The sequence below is a fragment of the Alteromonas sp. ABV4_150 genome (assembly GCF_056311745.1).
This window is the reverse complement of record NZ_CM149971.1, coordinates 1,893,316-1,918,595: the sequence shown is the minus strand read 5'-3', so window position 1 is coordinate 1,918,595 and position 25,280 is coordinate 1,893,316. Positions and strand designations below refer to the sequence as shown.

Genomic DNA, 25,280 nt, shown 5'->3' with positions numbered 1-25,280 from the left:
ATGAATAAAGCCCTGTCTCCCTCGCTATACTACACGCTCATTGTTTCCCTTGGTGGGTTCATATTTGGCTTTGATGCCAGTGTAATAGCGGGAGCCAATGGCTTTATTGACGCCGAATTTAACCTAAGCGACTGGCAGCAAGGCTTCGTCGTAAGCTCTCCCACACTAGGTGCGCTAATAGCCATGCTATTTGCCGGTGGCGTGAGCGACGCCTTTGGCAGACGTAAAGCACTCATCCTTGTCGCTTTCCTTTATCTACTTTCTTCTGTTGGCTCAGCCTTCGCCCCTAATTTCGAATTGTTAGTGCTCTCTCGCTTTATCGGCGGCATTGCCTTCTGTTCACTAATTATTGCCCCACTGTATATTTCAGAGATTAGCTCACCAGAAAACCGTGGAAAAATGGTATCGGTGAATCAACTCAACATTGTGTTTGGTTTCGCCTTGTCCTATTTCACTAACTATTACTTGCTACAACTTAGCGGCAGTGGAGCAGCTTTGGTTGCCCATTGGGGTTTAGATACGCATTTATGGCGCTACATGCTTGGTCTTGAAATCATTCCAGCGGCGCTGTGGTTCGGCTTACTCTTTACCATTCCTCGCAGCCCCCGTTGGCTCGTATTAAAGGGCCGTCAGCAAGAGGCAGAGCAGGTAATAAACCGTTTATTTGACCATGAACAAGCAAAAGAGCTGGTTGAAGACATTTCGTCATCGTTGAAAGAAAAATCTTGGTCACTAGGTGAGCGCCTAGGCTTTCTAAAAGCAAAAGCTATGCGCTTTCCTTTGATGGTGGGAATCATTATTGCCATTGCGCAGCAAATTACCGGCATCAACGTTATCTTTTTCTACGCCCCCACTATTTTTGAACAAAGTGGTGTGGGTACCAATGCAGCCTTTATGCAAGCGGTATTGATTGGCGTGGTAAACGTAGCGTTCACCATAGTCGCAATGTTAACCATTGATAAATGGGGTAGAAAACCTTTGTTGTTGATAGGTCTTACTGGCGTAGTGATCAGTATGGCTATCTGCACTTATGGATTTAAGCAGGCAACGTATCAAGTTCAACAAACTGCCGTTAGCGCTATACAGCAAGAGGCACCCAGCGCGACAAGCAAACTAGAACCTCTAACCAACGAGATCTATTATTCGGACGTGGAGTTTAAACGAGCGCTTAAAACTGTTTTATCAAGTGAAGAATTCGATACTTACCAGCAGCCACTACTTACTAGCAGTATCACTATGAATGCGCCGCTAGTACTTTTTGGCATCATCGCCTTTGTTGCTTCGTTCGCTATGTCATTGGGCCCTGTAATGTGGGCCATGCTGGCCGAAATTTTCCCTAACCAAACTCGGGCACTGGCAATTTCCTTGGTGGGTATGGTGAATTCACTCACAAGCTTCTTGGTTCAAATGGTATTCCCATGGGAGCTTGCCAATTTAGGGGCTGCCGCCACTTTTGCCATATACGGCGGTTTTGCTTTAGTAAGCTTGATACTGGTTGCCAAGCTCTTCCCTGAAACCAAAGGAAGAAGCCTGGAAGACATTACAAAGGATTTCGAGCAGTTCGCTACAAAGTAGCGCGATGCTCGCCATTAACGGTAACCATACTCGCTTCGTCTAACTGTACGTTTTTTTGCACCACGAGGGCTTTAGGGGTGACATGTGAAGCAATTATCACTAGCTTATCGGTAGCATAGCGGTTTAACATGTCACACACTCGTTGTTGTGTATGAATGTCTAAGCCTTCAAACGGCTCATCTACAAGTAATACTCGTGGATTAGCTAAAATAGCCCGAGTTAGCGCTACACGCTTTCTTTCACCACCAGACAATGGCCGTCCTGCTTTGCCTACCCAGGTAGTCAATAGTAAGCCCTTATCCAAACCTAGCTCTTGCAGCAGCGTCGTCATTTGATTGTGGGGTATTTCCTGTCCAGCAGGATCTAAATTTAAAGCAAGCGTGCCAGATAATATGATGGGCTCTTGCTCAACATAGCGCCAGTTAGAGACTAAACCAGGAGGTATATTAACGCCATCAATTTCTCGCTTTCCGTTGGCCGGAAGTAGCCCCGCAAGCCCCTGAAGCAAAGATGATTTACCACAACCAGAGGCACCTGACACACAAACCACACCTTTAGCTGGTATGTTTGTATTCACTTTGTTCGTATGACGGCCTTTTATCGAAAAATCCGTTAAGGTTATCGCGGTATTTATCTCTCTTTCACAGAGCATCTTGATGGGCGTTGTTTTCATTTGCCGAAGCGCTTTTACGCTTCGTTTGTATTGTGCAAACTTAGATATGCTTGAAAAAGCGTTCCCAGCCCAATCGGGCGCCGCTAGCAATACCATAGGCACTACGATAGCGATGGGAGCAAAAAGCAGCGTCTGCGCGATGGATAAAGCACCAGACATCATTAGCACAACCAGCAAAAACGCTATACCCTGAAACCACCACGCGGTGCGATTAGCTGTATTTTTTTGTGCAGCCTTTTCTTGCCATACTGCTTTAGCACTAACGTTTTTTCCGACTATGTTCGATGTCTTTTTCTCTTTAACATCTAGCGTGCAGGCATTAGAAGCGCTATGGCTATTGTATGCCCTAGTAACATTGTCTTCGCGCTGACCAACAAACCCGCTGTTTAAATGCCAGATTGCACTACTATTTAAAAAGTTGTTCGACGCTTGTCTAAACTCGGCATTCGCGCTCGTTGCGCGCTTAGCGATACGAAGGGCCCTTAGCCCTTGTAGTACTACCGCTATCGACCACGCCACAAAAAGGGCAATAAGCAATCCTGCACCAGGAAAATCAAACCACGTGGCTATCAAACAAAGACACGTGAAAATAAACATAGCGCTAGACAGCGGCGCTATCCACGCTATCCAACGACTAGCAAGCTCTTCGGTATGATGAGCTAGTGCTTCTGTAGTTAAGGCTTTTTCATTGATCTGACTGTTTTCAAGCTGGCTGAATACGCCTAATCTAATATTGGCTATCCGAGCGAGTAAATCGTTATGGCCAACCCACATACTGGCGTAGCCTGATGCAATGCGAAGTAGCGCAAGTGCGCGGATAACAACAGCAGGAATGACATAGTTAAAGCCAACAGGCGCAATTGCACTGACGGCAATAAACCAAGAAGAAATAACCAAGATACTGATGCCTGCTACACCATGAGCTAAGGCGAGCAATAACGTTAAATAGGCGGGTTTAGTACTATTCATTTGTCGACGCCTGCTCTTTGCTTTGGCCAGCAATTGATACTGTTTTCACCTCACCGTCTTTAATAGCCCAGAAGTGTGAGAACCAATTGGCAGGTAGTGCCTTGTGCGAAGCCCAAATCAAGGTTTTGTTGTCACCTAGGCGGTTGATAAGCTGAGCCAGTCTGTGATGTTGGGGATCTGGTAAATGCGCCGTTGGTTCATCCAATAGCCATATGCCTGCGTTTCGCAACAAAGCCCGAGCTAAAGATAGACGCTGCGCCTCGCCCCCAGAAAGTAATGGGTAATCTGTCATTAACGTGTCTAATCCATAGGGTAATAGTGCTAGCCACTGCCCTAATTCTACCGCATGAAGTACCTCCTTAAGCGCTTCATCCGTATAGCAGTCATCAAGGCATAGGTTCTCTCGTACCGAACCTGGTGTTACCACTGGGTGCTGCGTGATCCACACAACCGGCTCGTTAAATTTGTGAGATGCTGGGCGCTGCCCACCGAGTGCTTCTAACAACAGCGTTTTACCAGAGCCCGAAGCACCGCTGAGTAAAATTTTATCGCCTTTAAAAACATTAAGGCTATCTGCACTAAGCAATGCAGGCTGTGCGTTTGTAGAGGATGATAACGACGTAAATAGCGACGCGTTCATATCAAAAACGTTAAAGTGAGAGGCTGAAAGCAAAGATTCGCGTGATGTGTTCATACGCTCAGAATGGCTATCCTCTTTTGTATCTGAAAGCATTTTAACCTGAGCTTGAATATACACAGAGAACAAAGGAGCAAGTTCGTCTTGCGCGGCTTCTGCCTGTGCTTTTTGATGATAGATCTGACCCAATTTTTTCATTTCACTTAACAGCAAGGGTACAGTAAGCAGCACCCACAAACCTTGCTGTAGTGTTATTGCAGGCCCAATATCTAATTCACCCAACAATGAAAAACCGATAAATACCGCCACTAAGGCCACGGCAAGCGTGGCGAAAAAATCCAACACGCTGTTAGATAGAAACGCCACACTTACCACTTTCATAGTTCGCGTATTTAAATTATCACTGGCTTGCTTCAACAAATCAGTTTGTTTTTGATGAGCCTGAAAGCTAGCCAGCATAGGCAGTGCAGCCAAGCGATCAGTAAACAAGCTACCTAATCGTTCAAGCGCAATAAAGTGCTTGCGATGCAGTGCGGCCGCCCCTTTACCTACGATAATCATAAAAAGTGGCACAACAGGTAGTGTAAGCAGTAGACCAAAACCGATTATGGGGTTTACCAAGAAAATAACGGCTAAAGCCAGCAATGGCACTATTACCGCTATCATTTGCTGTACCCGATATTCTAGCGCCCAATCGATAAAAGCCTGCATATGCTGCAGCCAAAGGGTTTGCCAATAATAAACAGAGTGCTGGCGGATAAGCGCATGCTGACGGGCGACAAACACCTGCTTCAAATGCACTTCAAGTTTATCAAGTGCCTTCGCTTTGCCCACACTAGAAAGGGCGTTAAACGCGCCTTGGAATACCCAACACAATGCTAGGCAGCAAGAAAGCCCTACTATATCGCCACGGGTCGCAGGTGTTTTGTTCACTACCCAGTCTTGGGCAATATTAGAAAAGTAATAAAAGCCAATAATTAAAGAAAAAAGCGACAAACACTTAACTGCTACCTGTGACATAAGCGAACGGCGCAAGCCAAGCGATTGCGCGCTATCCACTTCCTTACACCACTTAGTAAGTGTTTGTCTGTTGGGAACCTTTTCTTTAGTCACTGTTCGTTTCTATCTTTTTTGTTGTTTCGTTTATTTTTAACTTTTTTTGAAGTGATAGGCTCGCTGCAAAAAAGCCCTCCTCCACCTCTCAATAATTCCGCGCTTCTTTTTCTCTTCGAAGTGGTGGTGGGCTGGCTGCAAGAACTTTCAGCGGCTGGGATGCCGCTGCAAAGCCCCCACGGATGGGTTCACGGCGTGTTCTTGCGGCCAGCCTACTTCCATTTCTACTCTTGATCTTCCGGTCTATCCATATTTTCTGTAGCTTCTAACCACATGGCGTTGATAATGCCGAAAGAGCACGCCAGTAAAACACCTAATATCCAAGCGAAATACCACATAAATATCTCCTTAATAGATAGTGTGAGATTGGTCGAGGTCATCATTTTTGATGCGACCGCGCATTACGTCAGAAGCTATAAGCCGTATAGCTCAGTACAATAGGTACAAAGATGCAGGCAACAATGAACATAACGTTCAGCGTCATGTGACTAGACGTTGCATCCCATACAGTAAGGCTAAGCTTCTGGCATTGTGATGCTAGGCATTAGGAACGGGAACATTGAAAAGCCCGCAGTTAAAATTACGCCAGTGATAAACAGTGCACTTGATACAAACGCCATACCCGGGTTGCCTTTCTTAGAGAAGAAAGCGCAGGCAAGACCAGCCACTATACCTAATACAGGGGCTATCACCATGAAAGGATATTTGCTGTAATTGCTCATCCAAGCGCCCGCTTCAATAGCGACCTCTTTCTTAAGCGGGTTCGATGTAGCAATGGTGTCTACCGCAGAGGTAATTACAAAGCCATCTAAGCCAAATGCTACCCAAAAACCGGCAATAACAAACAAGGCTACGCCTACAAGGCTCAATACCACTGACACAGCTCGGGCGCGAACTTCAATAAAGCCATCAGTTTTCATTTGTAACCAAGTTGCGCCATGGTTAAGTAAAATAGCCACCGACAGTAATCCACTCACTAAGGCAAAAGGTGTTAGCAGCCCGAAGAACGACCCTGTATAAGTAGATTTCAGAGTATTATCTAATTCGAAAGGCACCCCTAATAGCAGGTTACCGAACGCAACACCGAAGATGAGCGACGGAATAATGCCACCAGCAAATAGCGCCCAGTCCCAGGCTTTGCGCCACTGTGGGTTTGGTAGTTTACTGCGGTAATCAAAACCAATAGGACGCATCCATAGGGTAATCAAGGTTAATGCCAAAGCAAGGTAAAAGCCCGAAAACGCCGTAGCATAAATCATTGGCCACGCCGCAAAGATAGCGCCACCAGCGGTAATAAACCACACCTGATTTCCGTCCCAATGAGGTCCAACGGTGTTAATCATCACACGACGTTCTTTGTCATTTTTCCCGATAAGGGTAAGCAAAGCGCCCACCCCTAAGTCGAAGCCGTCAGTGACGGCGAACCCAATTAGCAGCACGCCAACTAAGCACCACCAAATGACGCGTAACAGTTCATAATCAATCATGCTTTTGCTCCTTGCTCATCAAGGTCAATAAGATCAAGCTCAGTTTCAGTCTTTGTATCTTCCGGAGGCACAGGACCTTTCTTCGCAAATTTTTTCATTAGGTAAAAACCAATGATGAACATTGCTGTGTAGAAAACGGTATAGGCAACAATAGTGGTTACCACGTCGCTAATCGCCAAGTTAGACACTGAGGTATGCACCGGTAATACTTCTGCAATAGACCATGGCTGACGACCATATTCAGCAACGAACCAGCCTGCTTCACAGGCCACCCAAGGAAGTGGTAAACCATAGAGAGCGCCTCTTAGTAGCCAGCGAGGCTTGGTGATTTTATGCTTTGTGCTGTAATAAAATGCACACAAGAACAGAGCTAGCATAATAAAGCCTGCGGCAACCATGATTCGGAAACTCCAAAATAGCGGGGCCACCGGAGGAATGCTGTAGTCAACGGCTTGTTGAATGGCTGTGTCTGATGGGTTTGACACATCGTCTGTATAGGGCTCAAGCAGCATGGCGTAGCCAAGACTGTCTTTATTGGCTTCAAAGGCCGCGCGCTGCTCTGCTGTTGCGGTTCCATTTCTTACATCATCAAGCACTTCATAAGCTTTGATGCCGCTTAAAATACGCTCGCGATTCTCTTCTTTAAGATCCTTAATACCCTTCACTTCTTCGGTTAACGAGCGAGTAGCAATGATGCCCATTGCCCACGGAATCTGAAGGGCGTATTCAGTTTCTTCTTTTTCATCGTTAGGTATACCAAAAACAGTGAAGGGTGCTGGCGCAGGGTGGGTCTCGTATTCAGCCTCAACAGCAGCTAATTTCACTTTTTGCACGTCACCCAGTTCATAGCCACTTTCGTCACCTAAAACAATAACTGACAAAGTTGAAGCTAAGCCAAAGCTGGCTGCAATCGCAAACGAACGTCGGGCAAACGCAATATGCTTGTGGTTTAGTAGATAGTAGCTAGAGATTGCCAACACAAACATGGCGCCGGTCACGTAACCTGCTGAAACCGTATGAACGAACTTAACCTGTGCTACAGGGTTAAAAATAACGTCAGCGAAGCTGGTCATTTCCATACGCATTGCTTCAAAGTTAAATTCAGCGCCTACAGGGTACTGCATCCAACCATTAGCGATTAGGATCCAAAGTGCTGAGAAGTTAGAACCAATGGCAACTAACCAAGTAGCCATAAGGTGCTTCACCTTAGACATTTTATCCCAGCCAAAGAAGAACAGGCCCACGAAGGTAGACTCCAAGAAGAAGGCCATAAGCCCTTCAATAGCCAAAGGCGCGCCAAAGATATCGCCGACATAGTGGGAATAGTATGACCAGTTCATGCCGAACTGGAATTCCATGGTTAAGCCTGTGGCTACCCCAATGGCAAAGTTAATACCAAACAGCTTTCCCCAAAACTGGGTCATTTGCTTGTATATCTCTTTACCTGTCATCACATAGACCGACTCCATGATGGCAAGTAAAAAGCTTAGCCCTAGTGTTAAGGGTACAAAAATAAAGTGGAACATCGCAGTTAATGCAAATTGCCACCGCGATAGTTCTATTAACGTATCGCTCATGGGTTATCTCCCTTGTCTCTTTTGCGCGATAAGCGCTTGACCTTAAATAAATTTATTGGTTATTCAGTGGTTATCACGTGAACATTCATCACAGCTAGAGCATGGTTTGTGCCATACATCACTTTTCTCGTTAATCTGAACTAACAACTGATGAATGACAGTCTATTCGTACTGTGCAGGACAATTATTCCATGGCGAAAAGTTGCGCACTTTGATCCATCGCAAGGATTCAATACGATTGCCGCGCCAATTTTGTCACTTTCAATGACAAAATTGACACAGACAAAAAGAAGAGGGGGGCGTCGTAGCCTTGTTTAATAGGTTGAGAAGAGAGCTTTTGCTTCAGCTAATACAAAATTAACTTAAATTACTGCGGCAAATAGGTCACTGTAAACGCGCCGCGCAATTCACCAAGTTCAAACCCAGTGGCCTCATCCTTAGGGTAATGTTTTAAAATGGTTTCTTTTACTGAAGGTGCAATTTGGGCACCGTGGCACGCCATGCAAACTTGACCTTGTTGAATAGCCATCATGTACCGGAATTCGCCACTGTCACTGTCATATTTATAGGTGTCTATAGGCGTAGACGGCGGCTCACCCTCTAGCTTAGTCTTTTTCAATAGAGAAGCGAAAAGGGCTAGCTGCTCGCGCTCCCATTCGTCTGGCGCGTTATTCGGGTTTCTTACTTTTAGCGCAGTACGCCCTACTTCCCACCCATTTTGGCTAAGCCCCTCGGCGATAGGCTCAGCGGCCAACTGACACTCTTCTACACCTGCTTCCAAACCGCCAGACTGAATTGCCTGTTTTAGTCTAGATTTAAGCGCTCCGCCAAGGGCTTTAGCGTGAACTTTTGCCTGCTTCACTTTTGTTTGTACTTCGCTTTCAGCTAGCTCGTTGGTTTGTGCATTAGCGAAAGAGCACCCGGCGCTTACGGCTACCCCCAACGCAGTTAAAAAGATGCGTACTTTCATTGTTTAACTCTCCTATTGACGGACGTATTTGCACTCAGGCATTGTGATTCAACTAAAACAATCAACAAGCTCTATGCCAATATGTTAAGTTGGCAAGATAAAAGTAGCATTAACTAATACGCTGACAGTGAACATATCAATTGTACAAGCAATGATAGATGCAATAGACAAACCCGCTATTTTCATCAATCAAAACTACATTATTGAGGCGGTCAATGCGCCTTACAGAGATACTTACCCTGTCGATATCAAGCTCGGTTATAGCACCTGTTATCAGGTATCTCATCGAAACAATAAGCCCTGTGACCAGTGCGGCGAGCAGTGCCCTATGCAGGAAAGTAAAAAGTCGGGCCGAGCAGCTAGTGTGGTGCATATCCATACTACCAGCGAGGGCCAAAGCTACTGTGACATTCTGATGCGACCTATCTTCGACGGTCACGGGGATTTAATAGGTTATCTAGAAATTCTAGATAAGCTTGCCTTCGCATCTAACCGCCCCTCTGCTGGAAAAATGATTGGCGAGTCAGAAGCATTTAAAACGATGCTAAATAAAATTAACCGCGCTGCGAACTCAGATATATCTGTTTTACTGTTTGGTGAAACCGGAACCGGAAAAGAACTGGTGTCTCAGGCTCTACACTCAAGTAGTCATCGCGCTGAAAAACCTTTTGTTGTAATTGAATGTACCGGGTTGTCTGATGCTTTGCTTGAAAGTGAGTTATTCGGCTATGAAAAAGGCGCGTTTACGGGCGCGACCACCAATAAAAAAGGACTGGTAGAGGCGGCAGAGGGTGGCACTCTATTTTTCGACGAAGTAGGCGATATTCCCCTCGCCATGCAGGTTAAACTACTCCGGCTTTTTGAAACCCAGACTTACCGCCCTGTGGGAAGCGTAGTTTCGAAGAAGGCCAACTTCCGATTGGTGTGTGCATCGCACAAAAATTTAAAGCAAATGGTAGAAAAGGGGGAATTCAGGCGTGATCTTTACTATCGAATTGCGGGTTTCCCTATCAACCTTCCCTCTTTACGAGAGAGAAAGTCAGATATTGCGCTGATTGCAGTGCATTTTTTAGCTCAGTCCCACGAGAAAAAGCGTTTTCATAAAAAAGCCCTCGAAAAATTAAGTAGCTACGCCTTTCCGGGTAATATTCGTGAGTTGCGCAACATTGTTGACCAAGCTGTATTACTTGCCGATGAGAGCGTGATCTACGAGTCGGATCTCCCCGTGTTAGACAAGTTCACCGACGAGAATAACGCTTCAATGGGGGGTAAAAATGATCAATACCTACTAACAACAAGCAGGGTTAATCTTAGCAAGGGTATTATGACTCTCGACGAGGTAGAAGATGCTTATCTTGCTCAGGTAGCAAGCTCCTTTAAAGGCGATATAAACAGCCTCGCGGACGCGCTAGGCGTAAGTACCCGCACGCTTTACCGAAAGCTTAAAAAGGCCGGTGTTAAAGAACTTAATTAAAATGTGGAAACATTCATCCATCGCACGCTATGATAAAGACGCGCAACGTAAAAAGATAAACAATGTCGATTAAACACCTGACAGCCTTAATACTCTGCCTCTGTATGCTTTTGCAAAATGCATTAGCACTGGGCCTTGCTTCGCGTACTATGCAGCATGCCCGTGGGTTGGTGGGTGATGACATTGAGCTTATCTGTACTGGCAAAACCATGCGCTATATATCGGTAAGCGCAACAGAGCTTGAAGGTGAGTTTGTATTTATAAGCCCAGAACTACTAAAAGCACCTGTTGAGCACATAGATTGTACCAACGGCACGTTGGCCGACCTTCCTCAAATGGACAACGTACCTGTAGATGTATTAGTAGTGATATCCCTTGTGCGCTATCGCGCCTTGGCGTCTCGCCTTGCAGCAGCACCCTACACATCTTTTGCCTTTGCGGCTCCGCTAGGTCGCGCTCCACCTCTCGCATAACAACGCCTAAAACACACTTAATACGCATGGTTTAACCGTGCACACGTTCGTTTATTTAATGGAATTGTTATGAAGTATTCTTTACTGGCATTCGCTGTTACAGCTGCCTGCACATCTGCACACGTTTATGCAAACACATCTGAGTTCATTGATAGCGCTTCAACAGAAGTGATTACAGTGATTGGTTCTTCGCTCACTAATGTAAAAGAAATAGAGCGAGAAGCAGTAACTGCCGCAACCAATATAGACGCGGACTTTGGCGATCAGTTAGCACTGCTACCCGGAGTCTCTATCTCGCGAAATGGCCCGGTTACAGGCCTCATTCAATATCGAGGCTTGTTTGGCGATAGAGTGGGTGTATCCGTTGACGGGGTCGACATCGCTGGCGCTGGCCCTAATTCAATGGACTCGCCATTATCTCACGTACTGCCAGAGCCTGGGCTTACCGCTACTTTATATCGCGGCATTGTACCTGTGAGTGCTGGCGTACAAACGCTAGGCGGCAAACTTCGTATTAACGCCGATGCGGTATCCCTTTTTGCTTTAGGAAACGGCATTACTGGCAGTGTAAACGCCAGTTTGATTGCCCCGGGTAGCGGGCACCAGTATCAGGGCAATGTACTTTACAAAACTGACCAAGCTTTCGTTAGCGGCGCGTTTATGCATCAGCAGCGTGATGAGCGAGAATCGGGTGATAACATCGTTATACCCAATAGCCACTATCAAAGAAATGGCGGTAAATTTAGACTTGGTTATGAATGGGGAAAACACCAACTCGACGCCAGCTACCAAAAGCTAAACACCAATGAAAGCGGTACGCCCGCCCTTGCAATGGATATTGGTTTTATCGATGCAGCATGGTACCGAGTCGGTTATCGCTATAACGCCGGTAAAGCTGAGTACTTTGCTATGAATTGGTTTGGCAACAGTAACCAACATGCCATGGATAACTTTTCCCAGCGCATGATAATGTCTGAGAGCATGGCGCGAGAAAACAACGCTGACGCTATCGCGCAAGGGCTAGATGCAAAATACGTTATGCCATTAGATACTGGCGAGCTTGAATTGGGCGCTTACCTACACCACGCCCGGAATAACTCCGTTATTACTAACCCTAACAACGGTATGTTCTTTGTAGATAATTTTACTAATGTACAAAGAGATACCGCGAGTGTTTATGCTCAGTGGACGATAAACAAAGATGCATATTCATCTACGCTAGGTACGCGATATACCCGTGTTAGCATGGATGCTGGAGAAGCGGGGTCTAATATGGTTATGATGAACCCAGCAATTGCAACGCTTGTAAACAGCTTCAACGCTGCTGACCGTGACAAAAACTACAGTATGTTAGATATCGCCGCGACTACCCGATACCATGCGAGCGACTCGCTTGATATTGTACTTGGCATTTCTCAGAAAAATCGTGCCCCTACCTATTTCGAGCGCTACACCTGGCTACCGCTTGGTATTTCCGGGGGTATGGCCGACGGATTTAATTACATTGGTAACCTTGAATTAGACAATGAAACCGCGCGCAAAATAGAGGTAGGAATTGATTACAACTATGAAAGTTGGACCATATCACCCCGCTTTTTCTATCAAGATATAGAGGATTACATCGCCGGCTCACCGAGTACGAATATGGCGGCGAACATGGTATCTACCATGATGGCTGGCACTGAGCCGTTTCAGTGGACGAATACCGATGCTGTTATCAAGGGTGCCGACATGACGGTGCAAGGTCAGCTTAGTGAAAACTTAAGTGTGCGTGCAGTAGCCACTATCCAGCATGGCAATTGTGATGACATTGACGATGCCTTATTCCGTATTGCGCCCGAGCATTTAACAACAACGCTTCAATGGAATACTCAGGTCTTTAATGCGCCGCTTCAAATGCAGTTTACGTCTGAATTAGCCGGCGCCCAAAACCACGTTTCAGCACTGCAGAATGAAGCGTCTACCGCTGGCTATGGGTTGGTTCACCTTACTGGGCTTGTAACGCTTCTTGATAGTGGGCATTCAAACCTACAGGTAACAGCGACTATTCATAATCTGTTTGATAAGCAGTACGCACCACATACTGCGGGAATTAATCGCGTAATGAACACTGATGTGGAAGTGGGTGAGCGAGTACCTAGTGCTGGGCGCGAGTGGCATTTGTCGTTAAGCTATCGCTTCTAAATAGTGGGAAAACGCGAGAAACTATTAGCAATATACTTATGGAGCTTAAGAGACATGTCTCTTAAGCTCCCATTTTTTTTAGCTAAAGTAAACTCACTAAAGCCTGCCATAACAAGCGCAGGGCCAACAAGGTCACTACAATTTTGAACGCCAGCATAAACTTATCGGCCGGCACACGCTTTAATACTTTGAGCCCGAAAAACGTACCCAGAGCACCACTGGCAATCATAATAATGATAAGCCCCGCCCACTGTGCAAAAGAAAACCCTACAAAGGTAAAAACAAACGCTTTAAGGCCGTGTTGCAGTGTCATACAGCTGGCAAGCGTGCCGGTTATCTGCATTTTGCTGTAATTATTTCGGTGTACAAACGCAGCCACCAAAGGCCCTGTGGCACCTACAAACATTGAAACCAAGGTGGTCACCAACCCCGCCAATGTTCTACCCGCGGGCCTTATTTCTTGTGCCTTGGGTTTACTCCCCCACACTAAAAATAAAATGAATGCGGCAACTGCAAACTGAATGATAACCAGCGGCAGCTGAATCACAATAAACGACGCTAAGAAAGCGCCGACGATTGCGCCTAGAGAAAAATATTTCAGCATATCCCAGTCGATATGCTTTGCCGTCATTAGCGCTCGGTTTCCGTTGGAACCAAGCTGCACTAAGCCATGAACTGGGATCAGCGCACTAACCGGCATAGTACCGGCCATTACTGCAAGCAATAACACCCCGCCGCCAATCCCCAGGGTTGCTGTCATCATAGACGTAAAGAACGATGTGAGAACAAGCACCGCTGACGTTGACATCGACAATGTATCGTTGGCCGTTAACCAGCTATAAAGTAAATTCAAGATTTAAACTCCACCATAATTTATGATGCCTTTACGACGTTTCAGTGATCACAACCCCACCTTCATTCGTTCAAATAATAAACAGCAATAAAGTGTGGCACATGAGGCTTTTATCATGTCTTCAGTTAACTACTTAAACAAAGCACTTCAAATATTAAGTGACAGAAATAGTACAAAAGATGCCAAGCTTGTTGCTAGACAAATTCTCCATAACAGTGGCTTTACTGATGAAGACATCTATGAATGTTTGAAACAGGGCTCGACTATTCGCATTACCATATTTGAAGCCTGAACTAGCATCGAACCCAATTCTAACCGCTTGCTCACCCACCCGCATGAGTCTAATTTGTTCACATAAAAAACCGTTGACTTTCTGTTTGCCGCACAGGATACTCGGGTCACTAAATACTCACTAGCAGCGCACTGTTTTTATATACTATGCCTAAAAACACGAATACACATACTGCTTACTCAGCGACTGCGCTGATTATTATTCTCGCTATTCTAAGGAATGGGCGGGTTAGCTAGTGCGTAAATAGAATTCACTAAACCCGCCGCAAAGGCGGGTTTTTTATTGGCTCGTCTTACGGTAAAAATAACGGAACGACAGCCATGAACAATCCAATATCTCACGTGTTACAACAGTTGCATGACGCAGTAAACCGCGGCGATCAAGACGCCTTATCCCAATGTTATGCGAGCGATGCAACTGTGGTCGCTACCCCCATGTCCAGTTCAACGCAAAACCAAGCCGCTGAAGAACATGCCACGCAGCGCGACTGCGTTGACGCACTGCTTAAATTTCAAAAGAAATTCATGCCCGAACATTTTGTTACCACCGGAGATGAACGGGTTATACAAGCCGGTGACGTAGCGCTAGTCGTCGCTAAGCTTTATCTTGTACCCAAAGCAACACCCAACGCCCTACCCTGCGAGGGTAAGCGCGCCGTCTACGTTCTGCAAAGGGATGCAAGTGGAGAATGGCGCTGTGTCATCGATAACTTTTTCGGTACTGACTTGTTAGATTTTGCGTGATTCTCTCAAACTCACACATTAATCCTAAAAATTAGAATAATTTGATGTATTTTTACGCATTTTAAACCAAGTAAAACGAACATAAGATTTATCTCGAGGTTTACGAAGTACTCACAACAAACTTAATCCAAGAGGAAATCACAATGTTTAATATTAAAAAATCAATGGCAGCACTTGTTACTGGCTTAACCTTTCTTGTTCCTTCTGTGCAAGCGGGAGAGCCAGCAAAGAGCCTTCTGACCCCCGACAACCACACGGTCATTCTTATCGACCACCAGCCTCAAATGGCGTTTTCAACACGCTCACATTCAATCGAAGATGTGCGCAACAACGTTACAGGTCTAGCAAAATCTGCAAAGGCATTTAATGTACCCACCATTCTTACAACCGTAGCTGAAAAGTCATTCAGCGGCCCGCTTTTCCCGGAATTAAAAGCAGTATTCCCCGACCAAACACCTATTGACCGCACAACGATGAACACCTGGGAAGATAAGCGAGTTACCGACAAGGTTAAGAAATTTAAAAAGAACAAAATTGTTATTGCAGCGCTTTGGACAGAAGTTTGCGGTGTAGGGCCAGTGCTGTCTGCCATTGAAGAAGGCTATGACGTGTATTTTGTAACCGATGCGTCTGGCGGTGTATCTAAAGAAGCTCACGACATGGCGGTTCAGCGTATGATTCAGGCAGGTGCTCAACCCATTACTTGGTTGCAGTACCTTCTAGAACTTCAACGTGATTGGGCTCGCACTGAAAGCTATGTGGACGTGACAAACATCGCAAAAGAACATGCTGGAGGATACGGTTTAGGCCTTATTTACGCAACCGAAATGTTTAACGCCAAAGAAGGCCAGTAGCCCTTAATGCGACAGGTCACCGTGACCTGTCGCTCTTGAATCGTTACTGCACGAGGAGTTTAACATGAGAGCTTTGCACCCACTTGTAGCACTATTGACCGCGCTTTACATCGCAACACTTTCTTTCAGCGTTAGCGCTAATGCCGATAGCGCGCAATACGAAAAAGGCCAAACACTTTCACAATACTGTATGGGGTGTCACGGTGAAACAGGCATTGCCAACATTGAAAGTAACCCTAATTTGGCAGGTCAGAACAAACCGTACCTAGTTTATGCACTTAAAGCTTATCGCGACGGTATCAGGAAAGGCGGTATGGCCAGCATCATGCGCCCCAATGCATCAGGGCTTAGCGATGACGATATTGACGCCCTAGCCACTTATTTTGCAGCCCAGTCAGGTAAACAAACCACTAGCCAAAGCAGCAATAACTAGGAGCTATCCCATGAATTTATTATTGTCACGTTTTTCGATTGTTGCTCTATTGTTTGGCGCTAGCCAGGCAATGGCTGCCCCAGATCTGGTCGTTGTAAATGCAAAAATCACAAATGCGAGCGGCCAAACCTATACGGCTCTTAGCGTAGAAAACGGTAAATTTAGCGCCTTTTCGCAAGATGCCCAACAGCTGCTAGCAGACGCAGATAATGCCACTCAAGTAATCGATGCAAAAGGACAGCGGCTCATTCCAGGTATTAATGACTCGCATATGCACGTAACGCGTGGAGGACGTTTTTATAATTTAGAAACTCGCTGGGAAGGTATTACAAGCTTGAAAGAAGGCTTAGCCATGCTAGAAGCACAAGCCAAACGCACGCCCAAGGGTCAATGGGTAAGAGTCATTGGAGGTTTCAGCCCTTATCAATTTGAAGAGAAGCGCTTACCTACACCACAAGAGCTTACCGACATAGCGCCAAACACACCGGTATTTGTGCTTCACCTTTACTCAGGTGGTGTGCTCAATAAAAAAGGCCTTGAAGCACTGGGAATAGACAAAGACACCCAAGCACCAAAGGGAAGCGTGATAGAGCGAGATGCTAACGGCAACCCCACAGGTGTTTTGCTTGCTCAACCCAACCCAATGATTTTATATAAGACCATTGCCGCGCTGCCTCAACTAAGCGCAAATGAACAGTTAAATTCCAGTCGACAGTTTTATCGCAAGCTACTTAGCTTAGGCGTAACCAGTGTAGTAGACGCAGGCGGCGGTGGCCATACCTTCCCTGAAGACTATACAGCCAGTGAAACCCTTGCCAAGCTCGGTGAGTTACCGATACGGGTTTCTAATTACTTGTTCCCGCAAGTTCCCACTAAAGAAATGGTGAGTTTTGCTACATGGATGAGTAAGTATGAAGCAAATCAAAACCAGCATATTCATTTAGACAATGGCTATGTAATTGAAGGCGGTGGCGAGCTACTCACTTATAAAGCGTCAGACTATGAAAACTTTCGTGCGCCACGCCCTGAACTTCCAGGCGAAGCCGAAGATGCGCTGGAAGAAGTGATTAGGCTTCATCTATTGCAGCAGTGGCCGTTTAGGCTCCATGCCACTTATGACCAATCTATAACACGTATTTTAAACGTACTTGAACATATTCACTCAACACAGCCCGTTGATAGCGTGCGCTGGATTATCGACCACGCCGAGACGGTGTCTGATGAAAATCTCTCGCGCATTAAAGCGTTAGGTGGCTCGATTACGGTACAAGGCCGTATGGCCTTTGCTGGTGAGGATTTCGTTGAGCGATATGGCGCCGAGCAAGCCAAGCGCACGCCCCCTATAAAGCAAATGCTTAGTGCTGGCATCACAGTGGGCTTAGGCACAGACGGTACCCGCGTTTCAAGTTTTAATCCATGGGCAACCTATTACTGGGCAGTGAGCGGAAAAACCGTGGGTGGTTTTGATTTAGGTACAAAGCATGTAGACAGACTGACAGCCCTTAAGCTATTTACGCAAGGAAGCGCTGCACTATCTGGAGAAGAAAACGTTAAGGGTAGATTACGACCTGGCTTTTACGCTGACTTTGCTATTCTTAACCACGATATCTTAACAGTAAGTGAAAAGGCATTGCTAAACACACAAGCACAGTTAACTGTCGTAGACGGCAACGTCGTTTTTGCCGATAGACAGCAGTACCCAGAACTCGCAACACCAATAGAAACAGCCGAGCCCGCGTGGTCACCGGTTAACTTCTCCCAACAACGTTAATTGAGAAAGATCATGGCAAAACGAATTTCATCTCACAAAAAAGATTTAGGTGGCTTCTCAGTAAGTCGCATTATTCCCCACGTTGACGCAAGGAGCATTGGCCCATTTGTTTTTGTTGACCATATGGGACCTGCACATTTCCCAGCAGGCAGCGGCATTAACGTTAGGCCCCACCCGCATATAGGACTGGCCACCATTAGTTATTTAATGGAAGGTAGTATGCTGCATAGGGATAGCTTAGGCACTATTCAGGAAATACAGCCTGGCGACGTAAACTGGATGACAGCGGGTAAAGGCATTGTTCACTCTGAGCGAGAGACCATTGAAACCCGAGGCAGTGACCATGTGCTAAACGGTCTACAGTGCTGGGTTGCATTACCTGAAGAAAAGGCAGATATGGAGCCCAGCTTTATACACGTTAACAAAGCTAAACTGCCGTATATACATCGTGAAAAAGTACTGATGCGACTAATTGCAGGGGAAGCGTACGGCTATACGTCACCGGTTAAGACGTACTCACCCATGTTTTATTTAGATGTGATAACAGAAGCAGGAGCGGTTATTGAGCGTCCGTGTGGCAAATCTCAAACGGCCTGTTACGTTATTTCCGGAAAAGTAAAACTAGGCGATGCAGTTTTTAGCGCAGGCGAATTTGTGCTTTTGGACGATGAAAGTGAAATTGAAACCATGGAGAACAGTCGCTACTTCCTTTTAGGTGGAGAGAAAATGGAGAAACAACCCATTTTACGTTGGAACTTTTTGGCGTACTCTCAAGAGAAAATAGAAGACGCTGAGGCTCGTTGGGCAAACGGGTTATTCCCAACTATTCCGGGTGACGACCAAGAGTTTATTCCGCTGCCTAAATAAAGCTGTTGTTGTAAGCAGCTCTAGCAACAAACTAATGGCTTTAAGCACAAGGTACATTAAAAACAAAAAGAGCAGGCTTATAGCCTGCTCTTTCGTTTACTTAATCACTACTGCGTATTAGTGATCGTGATCGTCGTGCTCGTGTTCTTCAGCAATACCTAGCCAAACTGCACCTGCAGGCTCAAAGTCCAGTTCAAGCAAGGTTTCCGTGGTCTCGGCTTCCAAATCAACAGCGAGGATAGCTTGCGCAACAGGGTCAACAACAAACAAGGCTTCTTCGTGTTGCGATGCCGCCATGCTAAATGACTGACCTTCTGCTAGGTTTGCGGCGCTGGCACTGGCCACATCAATTTTGTGCGCAAATTCCCAGTGCGTGTCACCGTCTTCTTCATGCGCTTCTAGTAGTGTTACAAAACCTTTGTCATCTAAAATAACAAAGAATTCACCACCCATTGAGAAGCCGTATGACACTGCATGAGCATCAGTCTCTGGCTGCCAATCGATTACACTCATGGTGCTGGTTACAGGCGACACATTGGCCAAGATGGCACTACCGCCACCATGTTGTGAAGCAATACCGATAAAGGCTTCTGCGTGTTCATGTCCATACATTGTGCCAATGCGCAGATCGCCAAGACCATCAATGTTGTCAATAAACGTGCTGATAAATACCTCATCATCTTCGTTGAGAATTAATACGCCGTCGCTACAGCCAAATGCAACAGCGATTTCGTTTTGAGCGGCGCCATGTAAATCAGCACACTCGCCATCAAAGCGTTGCTCTTCTTCGTACTCGCCATCATGCCAGTGATATACCGCAACGCTGTCTGGCAAGATTGGGTTAGCAGAACGAGACTCTGCATCATCACGACGTACAGTACTAATTAGCATGTCTCCACGCGGTTCCGCGACACCGTGCATGTTTACAGTAAATTCCAAAGTAGGTACTTCTGTAATTTCACTGGCAATTTGGGTATCAGTTACCACTTTTACCGCTGCCGGCATGCTGGTATCGGCATTTCCGTCGTAAAACACAGCAAGCTGACCGTCGTGTGTTACTACGTGAGTTGGTTGACTACCTTCAAGTGTGAAACCAGACAGACTTGGGGCTTCTTCATAGTCGTGCAGGTGCTCTACGTGATCTTCTCGCCATAATCCACCATCAAGAAACTCAGTTAATCCGTTTGCTCGGCTGTTGATGACTGCAAAGCGATAGTCTGCTGAGGCGCTTACACTGCTTCCATCAAAGGTTGCTGAAAACGTATCAAGTACTGAATTATCATCTAGATCAAAGACAGTGAGCGTATTTGATGCAGCATCGGCAACAACCAATCTGCCTTCACTTTCTATTTCATAGTCTGAGTCGTGGTCGTCATCGTGATCATGGTCGTCGTGGTCGTGATCATCCTCTGGCACCTCAATAGGATCCAGCTCTACAATATTGGTTTCTGCATCACCACAGCCTGCAAGCAAAAGTGCGCTGGCTATGGCGCTTAGTACTAGTCTATTTTTCATGTGTGTATCCCTATCAATAATTCTTTTTTTAAGCTGATCTTAGAAATAACCACGTACGCCGAAAGCAAAGTTTCTACCCGGACGTGGTGCAATATCTTTCAAAAATGAGGTGTGAACGCGCGCTTCTTCGTCTGTGAGGTTTTCACCGCTCAGGTAAACCGATAAATCAATATCTCCCAAAGGAATGTCGTACGTGATTGAAGCATCAACAAGGGTGTAACCGTCTGTTTCAGTCTCGAACGTCGAGATATCGTCTTGTTTTGCAAAATATGTGATGTCTAAATCTGCGCGAATGTTATCTAACGTGTAGGCAAGGTGTGAGCCCACTCGCATGGGCGAAGTGCGAGGCAGTGCGCCACCATCTTTAAGGCGGGCTTTAACGTAGTCGGCGAAAAAATCGAGTTTTAGGTTGTCAGTGGTTTGCCAGGCAACTTGTAACTCAAAACCATAAAGAACGGCGTCAGCTGAACCAAACAGGTGAACAGGTAATTCATCGCTGTGTTCATCTGCGCTATGCTCTTCTTCACCGTGCTCCTCTTCTCCATGATCATGATCATGGCCACTTTCAGCAAATAATCCGGTTTCAGCTTGGAAGTAGTAATTATCTACCTGGTTATAAAAAGCATTAAACACAAAGCCAACGTCGCCCTGTGTTTTTCTAAACGTTAGGTCAATATTGTTAGCTGTCTCAAGGTCGATAGGCGTTTGAGAAAGCACAAACTCGCTCTCTTCTGACAAATCAAACAGCGCGCCAACTTCATAAGTACGGGTGCCGATATGCGGGCCAAAGGACAGAAGCTCGGATGCTGAAGGCGCACGCTCTGAGCGGGAAAGTGAAATGCCTACGTTGTAGCTTTCATTAATGGTATAGACCACACCTGCTGACAGAGATATAGGTGTAAACTCTTGGTCTACCGCAAACTGTCGTATGAACTCGCTGCCTTCATGTTCGTCGTGATCGTGCTCGTCATGTTCGTGTTCATCGCCATGATCGTGAGCGTCAAGTTCAGGCAACAATACACTTGATGCGTCTAATGTTACTCTTTCCGCTCGCGCCCCTAACTGAACCAGAAAATCACCAAAGTGACGCTCTTCCATGAGTGCTACAGCAAACATCTCCATTTCTGAAGGCGGTGTAAATGCTTCTTCGCCTTGAGCAAATACATCGCTCCCTTTGTAATGTAAGCTGATACCACCGCGCCAGCCAGCCATTGGTTTATGTAATAGCTCTACGCGAAGTTCTTCAGTTTCATTACTAAAGGTGGTACCTACTGAACCACCTTCAACTTCAGCATGTTCATAATCGGTATAACCCGCTCTAAAGTGAACACTTTGCAAAAAGTCATTGGTAAAGTTGTATTCACCTAAAAGCTGATACTTAGTTTGCTCAAGATTAGCGAATACCGAAGTATCTCCGCCGTGACTGTGCCCAGGCACGCCATACTCTCGCTCAAACCGCTCTACCGCTACGCCAACATAGCCTTGGTCGAATAAGTAGCTGGTACCTAACGTAAATCCGTGGGACTCTTCGTTACTGTTCTCAACCACGTGGTCGCCATCTGGGTCGTCAATATCAGGCGCCATTGGGGTTTCATAGTCATTTGAGTCGCGATAAAAACCGTCAACATAGAAGGCCATGTTGTCCACGCCAGTAGTCACGTTAAACGTTCCAAGCTTCTGGTCGTTAACGGTTTGCGTTTCTAATACAAATTCACCGCGCGTTTCAGTGGACGTGGGCACACGTTGGTCAACTACGTTCACCACACCGCCTATCGCACCGCTTCCGAAGAACAGGGTTGCTGGCCCACGCAGTACTTCAATTTGTTTAGCGGTTGATGCTTCACTTGCTACTGCGTGGTCGGGGCCAACGCGGGAAACGTCGCTCACATCCAAGCCATTTTGAGTAATCAGCACCCGTGGTCCGCTAAGGCCACGAATAATTGGCGTGCTCGCAACATTGCCATGGAAGTTAGACTGTACGCCGGGTAATTTTTCTAGCGTATCGCCCAGCGTGGCCGCTTGTTGCCGACGTAAGGTTTCGCCAGATAACACGCTCACTGGAGTGGCCGATTCCATCACCGATAAATGCATAGGCGTGGCGTGCACGTCAATCACTTCGATAGCACTACGCGCCAAGACAAAGTTAGCGCCACCCGCGCTGTCAGATTGAACTTGCATATGCTCATGTAAGTGAGCAAAGCCAGAGGCGAATATGTGAAGCGTATAGTCGCCCTCCTTTACGTCAGAGAAAGTAAACTCGCCCAGCTCGTTAGTACTGGTAACACGCTTTAGCGCCTCAATTTCAACAGTGGCATTGGCGAGCGGCTTTCCGGCTGCATTAGTTACCGTGCCAGAAAGTGTTTGTGCCAGCACTGACGGAGATGCTAATAGCAACGCAGGCGCTGAAAGCGATAAGCCTAACGCCAATCGAGACAGTTTCATTATTCTAACCTCTGAATTCGTGTAATGTGATAATGTATCAACTTTATTTTTATGGTATGTTATATTGTAACACTTACGCAAGAGGTAAAAATGAAAACCATTTCTATTACGTGGAAGAATTCACAAAAAGCGCTACGCGCCTCTTCAACTTTTCTTAAGGTAGGTACTTTTGTCGGACTAAACTTGGCTGGGATGAGTATCAACGCTGTTCATGCTGCGCCTCATACTCACGGCGAAGGCAAACTACAAATTCTGCAAGCGGGAAGTGAGTGGCAGTTTGTGCTGCAGCTGCCTGCTGCTGATGTCCTGGGGTTTGAATACGCGCCATCTACGACTAGCGATAAAAAACGTTATGAAGAAACGCAAAAGGTTTTTCAGCGCTTTGACGACATTTTTACCCTAAGCAATACGTGTGAATTACTCGATACCACACTTGAAAGCCCATGGGAGGTAGCTAACGAGCATGACGAGCATGACGAGCATGACGAGCATGACGAGCATGACGAGCATGACGAGCATGACGAGCATGACGAGCATGACGAGCATGACGAGCATGACGAGCATGACGAGCATGAAAGTGAACACGAAGGCCATGCCCATCGCAACACGCATTCTGATTTTCGTGTCGCATATTTGCTTAGTTGCCAAGGCCCCGTAAAGCGTATTGAGATGACAGGGTTTCCCCATTGGCCAAGCCTGCAGCATGTTAATGCAATTTGGGTAACCAACAAAGGACAAGGCGCACTGGAGATAACTCCAAGTCAGCCAACCTTACTGATAAGCAGCTAGTTATATTTTTTACTCTCTCAGGCGCAAGCTTCACCCATTATAGCTGCGCCATAGCAATTTTCGGACATATTATGAATTCGATATATCAAGGAAGCAGCGCAATGCCAAAAGTGCAGTTTATTTCAGACAGGCTCGCTATGCTCCTTTCATCCCTTTGCGTAATACATTGTTTATTAACGCCTATTTTATTGATTTCCATACCTGCATTGGCAAGTGTGTCAATGCTCAATGATGAAACCTTCCATCAAATATTGCTGTTCTTCGTGTTACCCATTGGGGTTCTTGCACTTTCACTAGGCTACCTACATCACAAAAATAAGTGGGTAGTATTTGCTGGCGTTTTTGGCCTAACACTTTTAAGTAGTCCGCTGCTCGTTGAGTGGATAGGCTTAGGACACGAAGTGCTAGGTGAATATGGTGAAGTGATAATCACGGTAATCGCATCGTTTATTATCGTTGGTGCGCACCTGATTAACTATAGGCTTAGGTCGACCGTACAGGTGCCTATTTGCGAAGAGCGCGAGACCACCCAATCACAACCCTATTAGTTTCATCATAACCTCAAAAGCGGGTAATTCTTATCTAGCGACGCTCGCAATATTAGTGATGTAAGCCGTTTTTGAGGTCTCATTCAGAGGTTATTTTGTCTAGTTTCAATCATTCCGACACGGTACTTCCCGATGTCACTACAGAGCATTCCACTGCGCAGCTTCCTGTTATTGATAATGTTGGTATGCAGGGTATTGCAATACCGCTACACGTGTTAGGTAAACGCGGAGAGCGTTTAGCTAGCCAAGCAAAGGTAGATGTAACGGTAAGTTTGGATCATCCCAACGCCAAAGGCATTCACATGTCTCGCTTGTACAGCTTGCTGCAGCGATATTTGAGCAACCAAGACTTACATAAGTCGGCACTTGTGTCGTTAATGAACGCGCTTATCGAGTCTCAAGATGGGCTGAGCAACAGCGCCCAGCTTAATCTACACTTTGACCTCACCGTGTCGCGTCCGGCACTCATAAGTAGGATGTCAGGATATCAATCGTACCCCGCTTCACTTTGCGTAAGGCGTTCATCTGAACGTTATGAGGCACAGCTTAAGTTAAGAGTACCGTACTCTAGTACTTGTCCTTGCTCGGCCTCCCTCTCTCGCAAGGCGTTATCAGAAGTGTTTGTGCAGCAATTCGAAGGAAAAGGTTTATCTGTAGAAGAAATGGGCGCTTGGCTCGCTTCTAAACAAGCCAGCATCGCCACGGCGCATGCACAGCGTTCCTTTGCCGACATAACATTGGATTTAACCAATAACGAAATTCCCGACTTCGTAGGCATTATTGACTTAGTAGAGAACGCGCTGGGCACGCCGCTTCAAACCGCGGTTAAGCGGGAAGATGAGCAGGCGTTTGCAAAACGTAATGCAGAAAATTTAATGTTCGTTGAAGATTCGGTAAGACGTCTACATGCCGCGTTCAGTACGTATTACCAAGCAACCTATTTTCGTGTAAAAGTAGAACATCAAGAAAGTTTGCATGCACACGACGCCATTGCTGAATTATCAGGCCCAGTTCATCGATAAATTCAGACATAATTTGGGT

Annotated in this window: 21 protein-coding genes and 1 pseudogene; 13 read left to right on the top strand and 9 right to left on the bottom strand. The window is 46.1% G+C overall.

Features of this window, described 5'->3' with window-relative positions:
* Nucleotides 1–1,575, top strand: coding sequence for a sugar porter family MFS transporter (locus tag ACYX4M_RS08420; protein WP_476082644.1), 1,575 nt, complete (start codon nucleotides 1–3; stop codon nucleotides 1,573–1,575).
* Here the strand turns inward: ACYX4M_RS08420 and ACYX4M_RS08415 are convergent.
* From ACYX4M_RS08415 to ACYX4M_RS08390, 6 genes and pseudogenes are all read right to left on the bottom strand, one after another.
* Nucleotides 1,565–3,217: an ATP-binding cassette domain-containing protein gene (locus ACYX4M_RS08415; RefSeq protein WP_476082643.1), complete on the bottom strand. Its 1,653-nt coding sequence runs from the start codon at nucleotides 3,215–3,217 to the stop codon at nucleotides 1,565–1,567. The genes ACYX4M_RS08420 and ACYX4M_RS08415 overlap by 11 nt on opposite strands.
* Nucleotides 3,210–4,967: an ABC transporter transmembrane domain-containing protein gene (locus ACYX4M_RS08410; protein ID WP_476082642.1), complete on the bottom strand. Its 1,758-nt coding sequence runs from the start codon at nucleotides 4,965–4,967 to the stop codon at nucleotides 3,210–3,212. The genes ACYX4M_RS08415 and ACYX4M_RS08410 overlap by 8 nt, the downstream gene beginning before the upstream one ends.
* Nucleotides 4,968–5,191: 224 nt before the next feature.
* Entirely contained in the window at nucleotides 5,192–5,305 is a 114-nt protein-coding gene (cydX, locus tag ACYX4M_RS08405; protein WP_012519975.1) for a cytochrome bd-I oxidase subunit CydX, read from the bottom strand.
* Nucleotides 5,306–5,315: 10 nt separating this feature from the next.
* A pseudogene (gene cydB, locus ACYX4M_RS08400) lies at nucleotides 5,316–6,454 on the bottom strand (cytochrome d ubiquinol oxidase subunit II).
* Nucleotides 6,451–8,031: a cytochrome ubiquinol oxidase subunit I gene (locus tag ACYX4M_RS08395; RefSeq protein WP_014980598.1), complete on the bottom strand. Its 1,581-nt coding sequence runs from the start codon at nucleotides 8,029–8,031 to the stop codon at nucleotides 6,451–6,453. Before ACYX4M_RS08395 ends, cydB begins: the two are co-directional and overlap by 4 nt.
* Nucleotides 8,032–8,398: 367 nt before the next feature.
* Entirely contained in the window at nucleotides 8,399–9,001 is a 603-nt protein-coding gene (locus ACYX4M_RS08390; RefSeq protein WP_476082641.1) for a Tll0287-like domain-containing protein, read from the bottom strand.
* A gap of 151 nt (nucleotides 9,002–9,152) precedes the next feature.
* On the opposite strand from ACYX4M_RS08390, the gene ACYX4M_RS08385 reads away from it, so the two are divergent.
* The 3 genes from ACYX4M_RS08385 to ACYX4M_RS08375 all read left to right on the top strand — a co-directional run bounded on the left by ACYX4M_RS08385 (nucleotide 9,153) and on the right by ACYX4M_RS08375 (nucleotide 13,132).
* Nucleotides 9,153–10,475: a sigma-54 interaction domain-containing protein gene (locus tag ACYX4M_RS08385; protein WP_476082640.1), complete on the top strand. Its 1,323-nt coding sequence runs from the start codon at nucleotides 9,153–9,155 to the stop codon at nucleotides 10,473–10,475.
* A 62-nt stretch (nucleotides 10,476–10,537) separates the two neighbouring features.
* Nucleotides 10,538–10,948 (top strand): hypothetical protein, encoded by a 411-nt coding sequence (locus ACYX4M_RS08380; RefSeq protein WP_476082639.1) that lies wholly within the window; start codon nucleotides 10,538–10,540, stop codon nucleotides 10,946–10,948.
* 69 nt (nucleotides 10,949–11,017) lie between these two features.
* Nucleotides 11,018–13,132, top strand: a complete 2,115-nt coding sequence (locus tag ACYX4M_RS08375) for a TonB-dependent receptor plug domain-containing protein (protein WP_476082638.1) — start codon at nucleotides 11,018–11,020, stop codon at nucleotides 13,130–13,132.
* 82 nt (nucleotides 13,133–13,214) lie between these two features.
* On the opposite strand, the gene ACYX4M_RS08370 is transcribed toward ACYX4M_RS08375, so the two are convergent.
* Nucleotides 13,215–13,985 (bottom strand): sulfite exporter TauE/SafE family protein, encoded by a 771-nt coding sequence (locus tag ACYX4M_RS08370; RefSeq protein ID WP_476082637.1) that lies wholly within the window; start codon nucleotides 13,983–13,985, stop codon nucleotides 13,215–13,217.
* A gap of 115 nt (nucleotides 13,986–14,100) precedes the next feature.
* Here ACYX4M_RS08370 and ACYX4M_RS08365 point away from each other — a divergent pair, with 115 nt between their 5' ends.
* From ACYX4M_RS08365 to ACYX4M_RS08340, 6 genes are all read left to right on the top strand, one after another.
* The gene (locus ACYX4M_RS08365) at nucleotides 14,101–14,277 is read left to right on the top strand and encodes a hypothetical protein (RefSeq protein WP_201282662.1); all 177 of its coding nucleotides are present in this window, start codon (nucleotides 14,101–14,103) and stop codon (nucleotides 14,275–14,277) included.
* A gap of 320 nt (nucleotides 14,278–14,597) precedes the next feature.
* The gene (locus ACYX4M_RS08360) at nucleotides 14,598–15,020 is read left to right on the top strand and encodes a YybH family protein (RefSeq protein ID WP_476082636.1); all 423 of its coding nucleotides are present in this window, start codon (nucleotides 14,598–14,600) and stop codon (nucleotides 15,018–15,020) included.
* Between the two features lie 143 nt (nucleotides 15,021–15,163).
* Complete coding sequence (locus ACYX4M_RS08355; RefSeq protein WP_476082635.1) at nucleotides 15,164–15,874, top strand: hydrolase; 711 nt, start codon at nucleotides 15,164–15,166, stop codon at nucleotides 15,872–15,874.
* Between the two features lie 64 nt (nucleotides 15,875–15,938).
* Nucleotides 15,939–16,307, top strand: coding sequence for a c-type cytochrome (locus ACYX4M_RS08350; protein WP_476082634.1), 369 nt, complete (start codon nucleotides 15,939–15,941; stop codon nucleotides 16,305–16,307).
* A gap of 10 nt (nucleotides 16,308–16,317) precedes the next feature.
* Complete coding sequence (locus ACYX4M_RS08345; RefSeq protein WP_476082633.1) at nucleotides 16,318–18,078, top strand: amidohydrolase; 1,761 nt, start codon at nucleotides 16,318–16,320, stop codon at nucleotides 18,076–18,078.
* Between the two features lie 12 nt (nucleotides 18,079–18,090).
* The gene (locus ACYX4M_RS08340) at nucleotides 18,091–18,945 is read left to right on the top strand and encodes a pirin family protein (protein WP_474809944.1); all 855 of its coding nucleotides are present in this window, start codon (nucleotides 18,091–18,093) and stop codon (nucleotides 18,943–18,945) included.
* 117 nt (nucleotides 18,946–19,062) lie between these two features.
* Here the strand turns inward: ACYX4M_RS08340 and ACYX4M_RS08335 are convergent, their stop codons facing one another.
* Nucleotides 19,063–20,460 (bottom strand): 5-methyltetrahydrofolate--homocysteine methyltransferase, encoded by a 1,398-nt coding sequence (locus ACYX4M_RS08335; protein WP_476082632.1) that lies wholly within the window; start codon nucleotides 20,458–20,460, stop codon nucleotides 19,063–19,065.
* A gap of 39 nt (nucleotides 20,461–20,499) precedes the next feature.
* Nucleotides 20,500–22,902 (bottom strand): TonB-dependent receptor, encoded by a 2,403-nt coding sequence (locus ACYX4M_RS08330; protein WP_476082631.1) that lies wholly within the window; start codon nucleotides 22,900–22,902, stop codon nucleotides 20,500–20,502.
* Between the two features lie 90 nt (nucleotides 22,903–22,992).
* Here ACYX4M_RS08330 and ACYX4M_RS08325 point away from each other — a divergent pair, with 90 nt between their 5' ends.
* From ACYX4M_RS08325 to folE2, 3 genes are all read left to right on the top strand, one after another.
* On the top strand, nucleotides 22,993–23,691 hold the full coding sequence (locus ACYX4M_RS08325; protein WP_476082630.1) for a ZrgA family zinc uptake protein: 699 nt from the start codon (nucleotides 22,993–22,995) through the stop codon (nucleotides 23,689–23,691).
* A 71-nt stretch (nucleotides 23,692–23,762) separates the two neighbouring features.
* Nucleotides 23,763–24,239 carry a MerC domain-containing protein gene (locus ACYX4M_RS08320; protein WP_474872281.1) on the top strand — a complete coding sequence of 159 codons (477 nt, stop codon included), beginning with the start codon at nucleotides 23,763–23,765 and terminating at the stop codon, nucleotides 24,237–24,239.
* Between the two features lie 95 nt (nucleotides 24,240–24,334).
* Nucleotides 24,335–25,261 (top strand): GTP cyclohydrolase FolE2, encoded by a 927-nt coding sequence (gene folE2 / locus ACYX4M_RS08315; RefSeq protein ID WP_476082629.1) that lies wholly within the window; start codon nucleotides 24,335–24,337, stop codon nucleotides 25,259–25,261.
* Nucleotides 25,262–25,280: the final 19 nt, after the last annotated feature.

Excerpts from the sequence above, each read along its gene's own strand:
- ACYX4M_RS08420 (WP_476082644.1), top strand. The coding sequence starts at position 1 with ATGAATAAAGCCCTGTCTCCCTCGCTATACTACACGCTCATTGTTTCC.
- ACYX4M_RS08415 (WP_476082643.1), bottom strand. The coding sequence starts at position 3,217 with ATGAATAGTACTAAACCCGCCTATTTAACGTTATTGCTCGCCTTAGCT.
- cydX (WP_012519975.1), bottom strand. The coding sequence starts at position 5,305 with ATGTGGTATTTCGCTTGGATATTAGGTGTTTTACTGGCGTGCTCTTTC.
- ACYX4M_RS08395 (WP_014980598.1), bottom strand. The coding sequence starts at position 8,031 with ATGAGCGATACGTTAATAGAACTATCGCGGTGGCAATTTGCATTAACT.
- ACYX4M_RS08390 (WP_476082641.1), bottom strand. The coding sequence starts at position 9,001 with ATGAAAGTACGCATCTTTTTAACTGCGTTGGGGGTAGCCGTAAGCGCC.
- ACYX4M_RS08385 (WP_476082640.1), top strand. The coding sequence starts at position 9,153 with ATGATAGATGCAATAGACAAACCCGCTATTTTCATCAATCAAAACTAC.
- ACYX4M_RS08380 (WP_476082639.1), top strand. The coding sequence starts at position 10,538 with ATGTCGATTAAACACCTGACAGCCTTAATACTCTGCCTCTGTATGCTT.
- ACYX4M_RS08375 (WP_476082638.1), top strand. The coding sequence starts at position 11,018 with ATGAAGTATTCTTTACTGGCATTCGCTGTTACAGCTGCCTGCACATCT.
- ACYX4M_RS08365 (WP_201282662.1), top strand. The coding sequence starts at position 14,101 with ATGTCTTCAGTTAACTACTTAAACAAAGCACTTCAAATATTAAGTGAC.
- ACYX4M_RS08360 (WP_476082636.1), top strand. The coding sequence starts at position 14,598 with ATGAACAATCCAATATCTCACGTGTTACAACAGTTGCATGACGCAGTA.
- ACYX4M_RS08355 (WP_476082635.1), top strand. The coding sequence starts at position 15,164 with ATGTTTAATATTAAAAAATCAATGGCAGCACTTGTTACTGGCTTAACC.
- ACYX4M_RS08350 (WP_476082634.1), top strand. The coding sequence starts at position 15,939 with ATGAGAGCTTTGCACCCACTTGTAGCACTATTGACCGCGCTTTACATC.
- ACYX4M_RS08345 (WP_476082633.1), top strand. The coding sequence starts at position 16,318 with ATGAATTTATTATTGTCACGTTTTTCGATTGTTGCTCTATTGTTTGGC.
- ACYX4M_RS08340 (WP_474809944.1), top strand. The coding sequence starts at position 18,091 with ATGGCAAAACGAATTTCATCTCACAAAAAAGATTTAGGTGGCTTCTCA.
- ACYX4M_RS08335 (WP_476082632.1), bottom strand. The coding sequence starts at position 20,460 with ATGAAAAATAGACTAGTACTAAGCGCCATAGCCAGCGCACTTTTGCTT.
- ACYX4M_RS08330 (WP_476082631.1), bottom strand. The coding sequence starts at position 22,902 with ATGAAACTGTCTCGATTGGCGTTAGGCTTATCGCTTTCAGCGCCTGCG.
- ACYX4M_RS08325 (WP_476082630.1), top strand. The coding sequence starts at position 22,993 with ATGAAAACCATTTCTATTACGTGGAAGAATTCACAAAAAGCGCTACGC.
- ACYX4M_RS08320 (WP_474872281.1), top strand. The coding sequence starts at position 23,763 with ATGAATTCGATATATCAAGGAAGCAGCGCAATGCCAAAAGTGCAGTTT.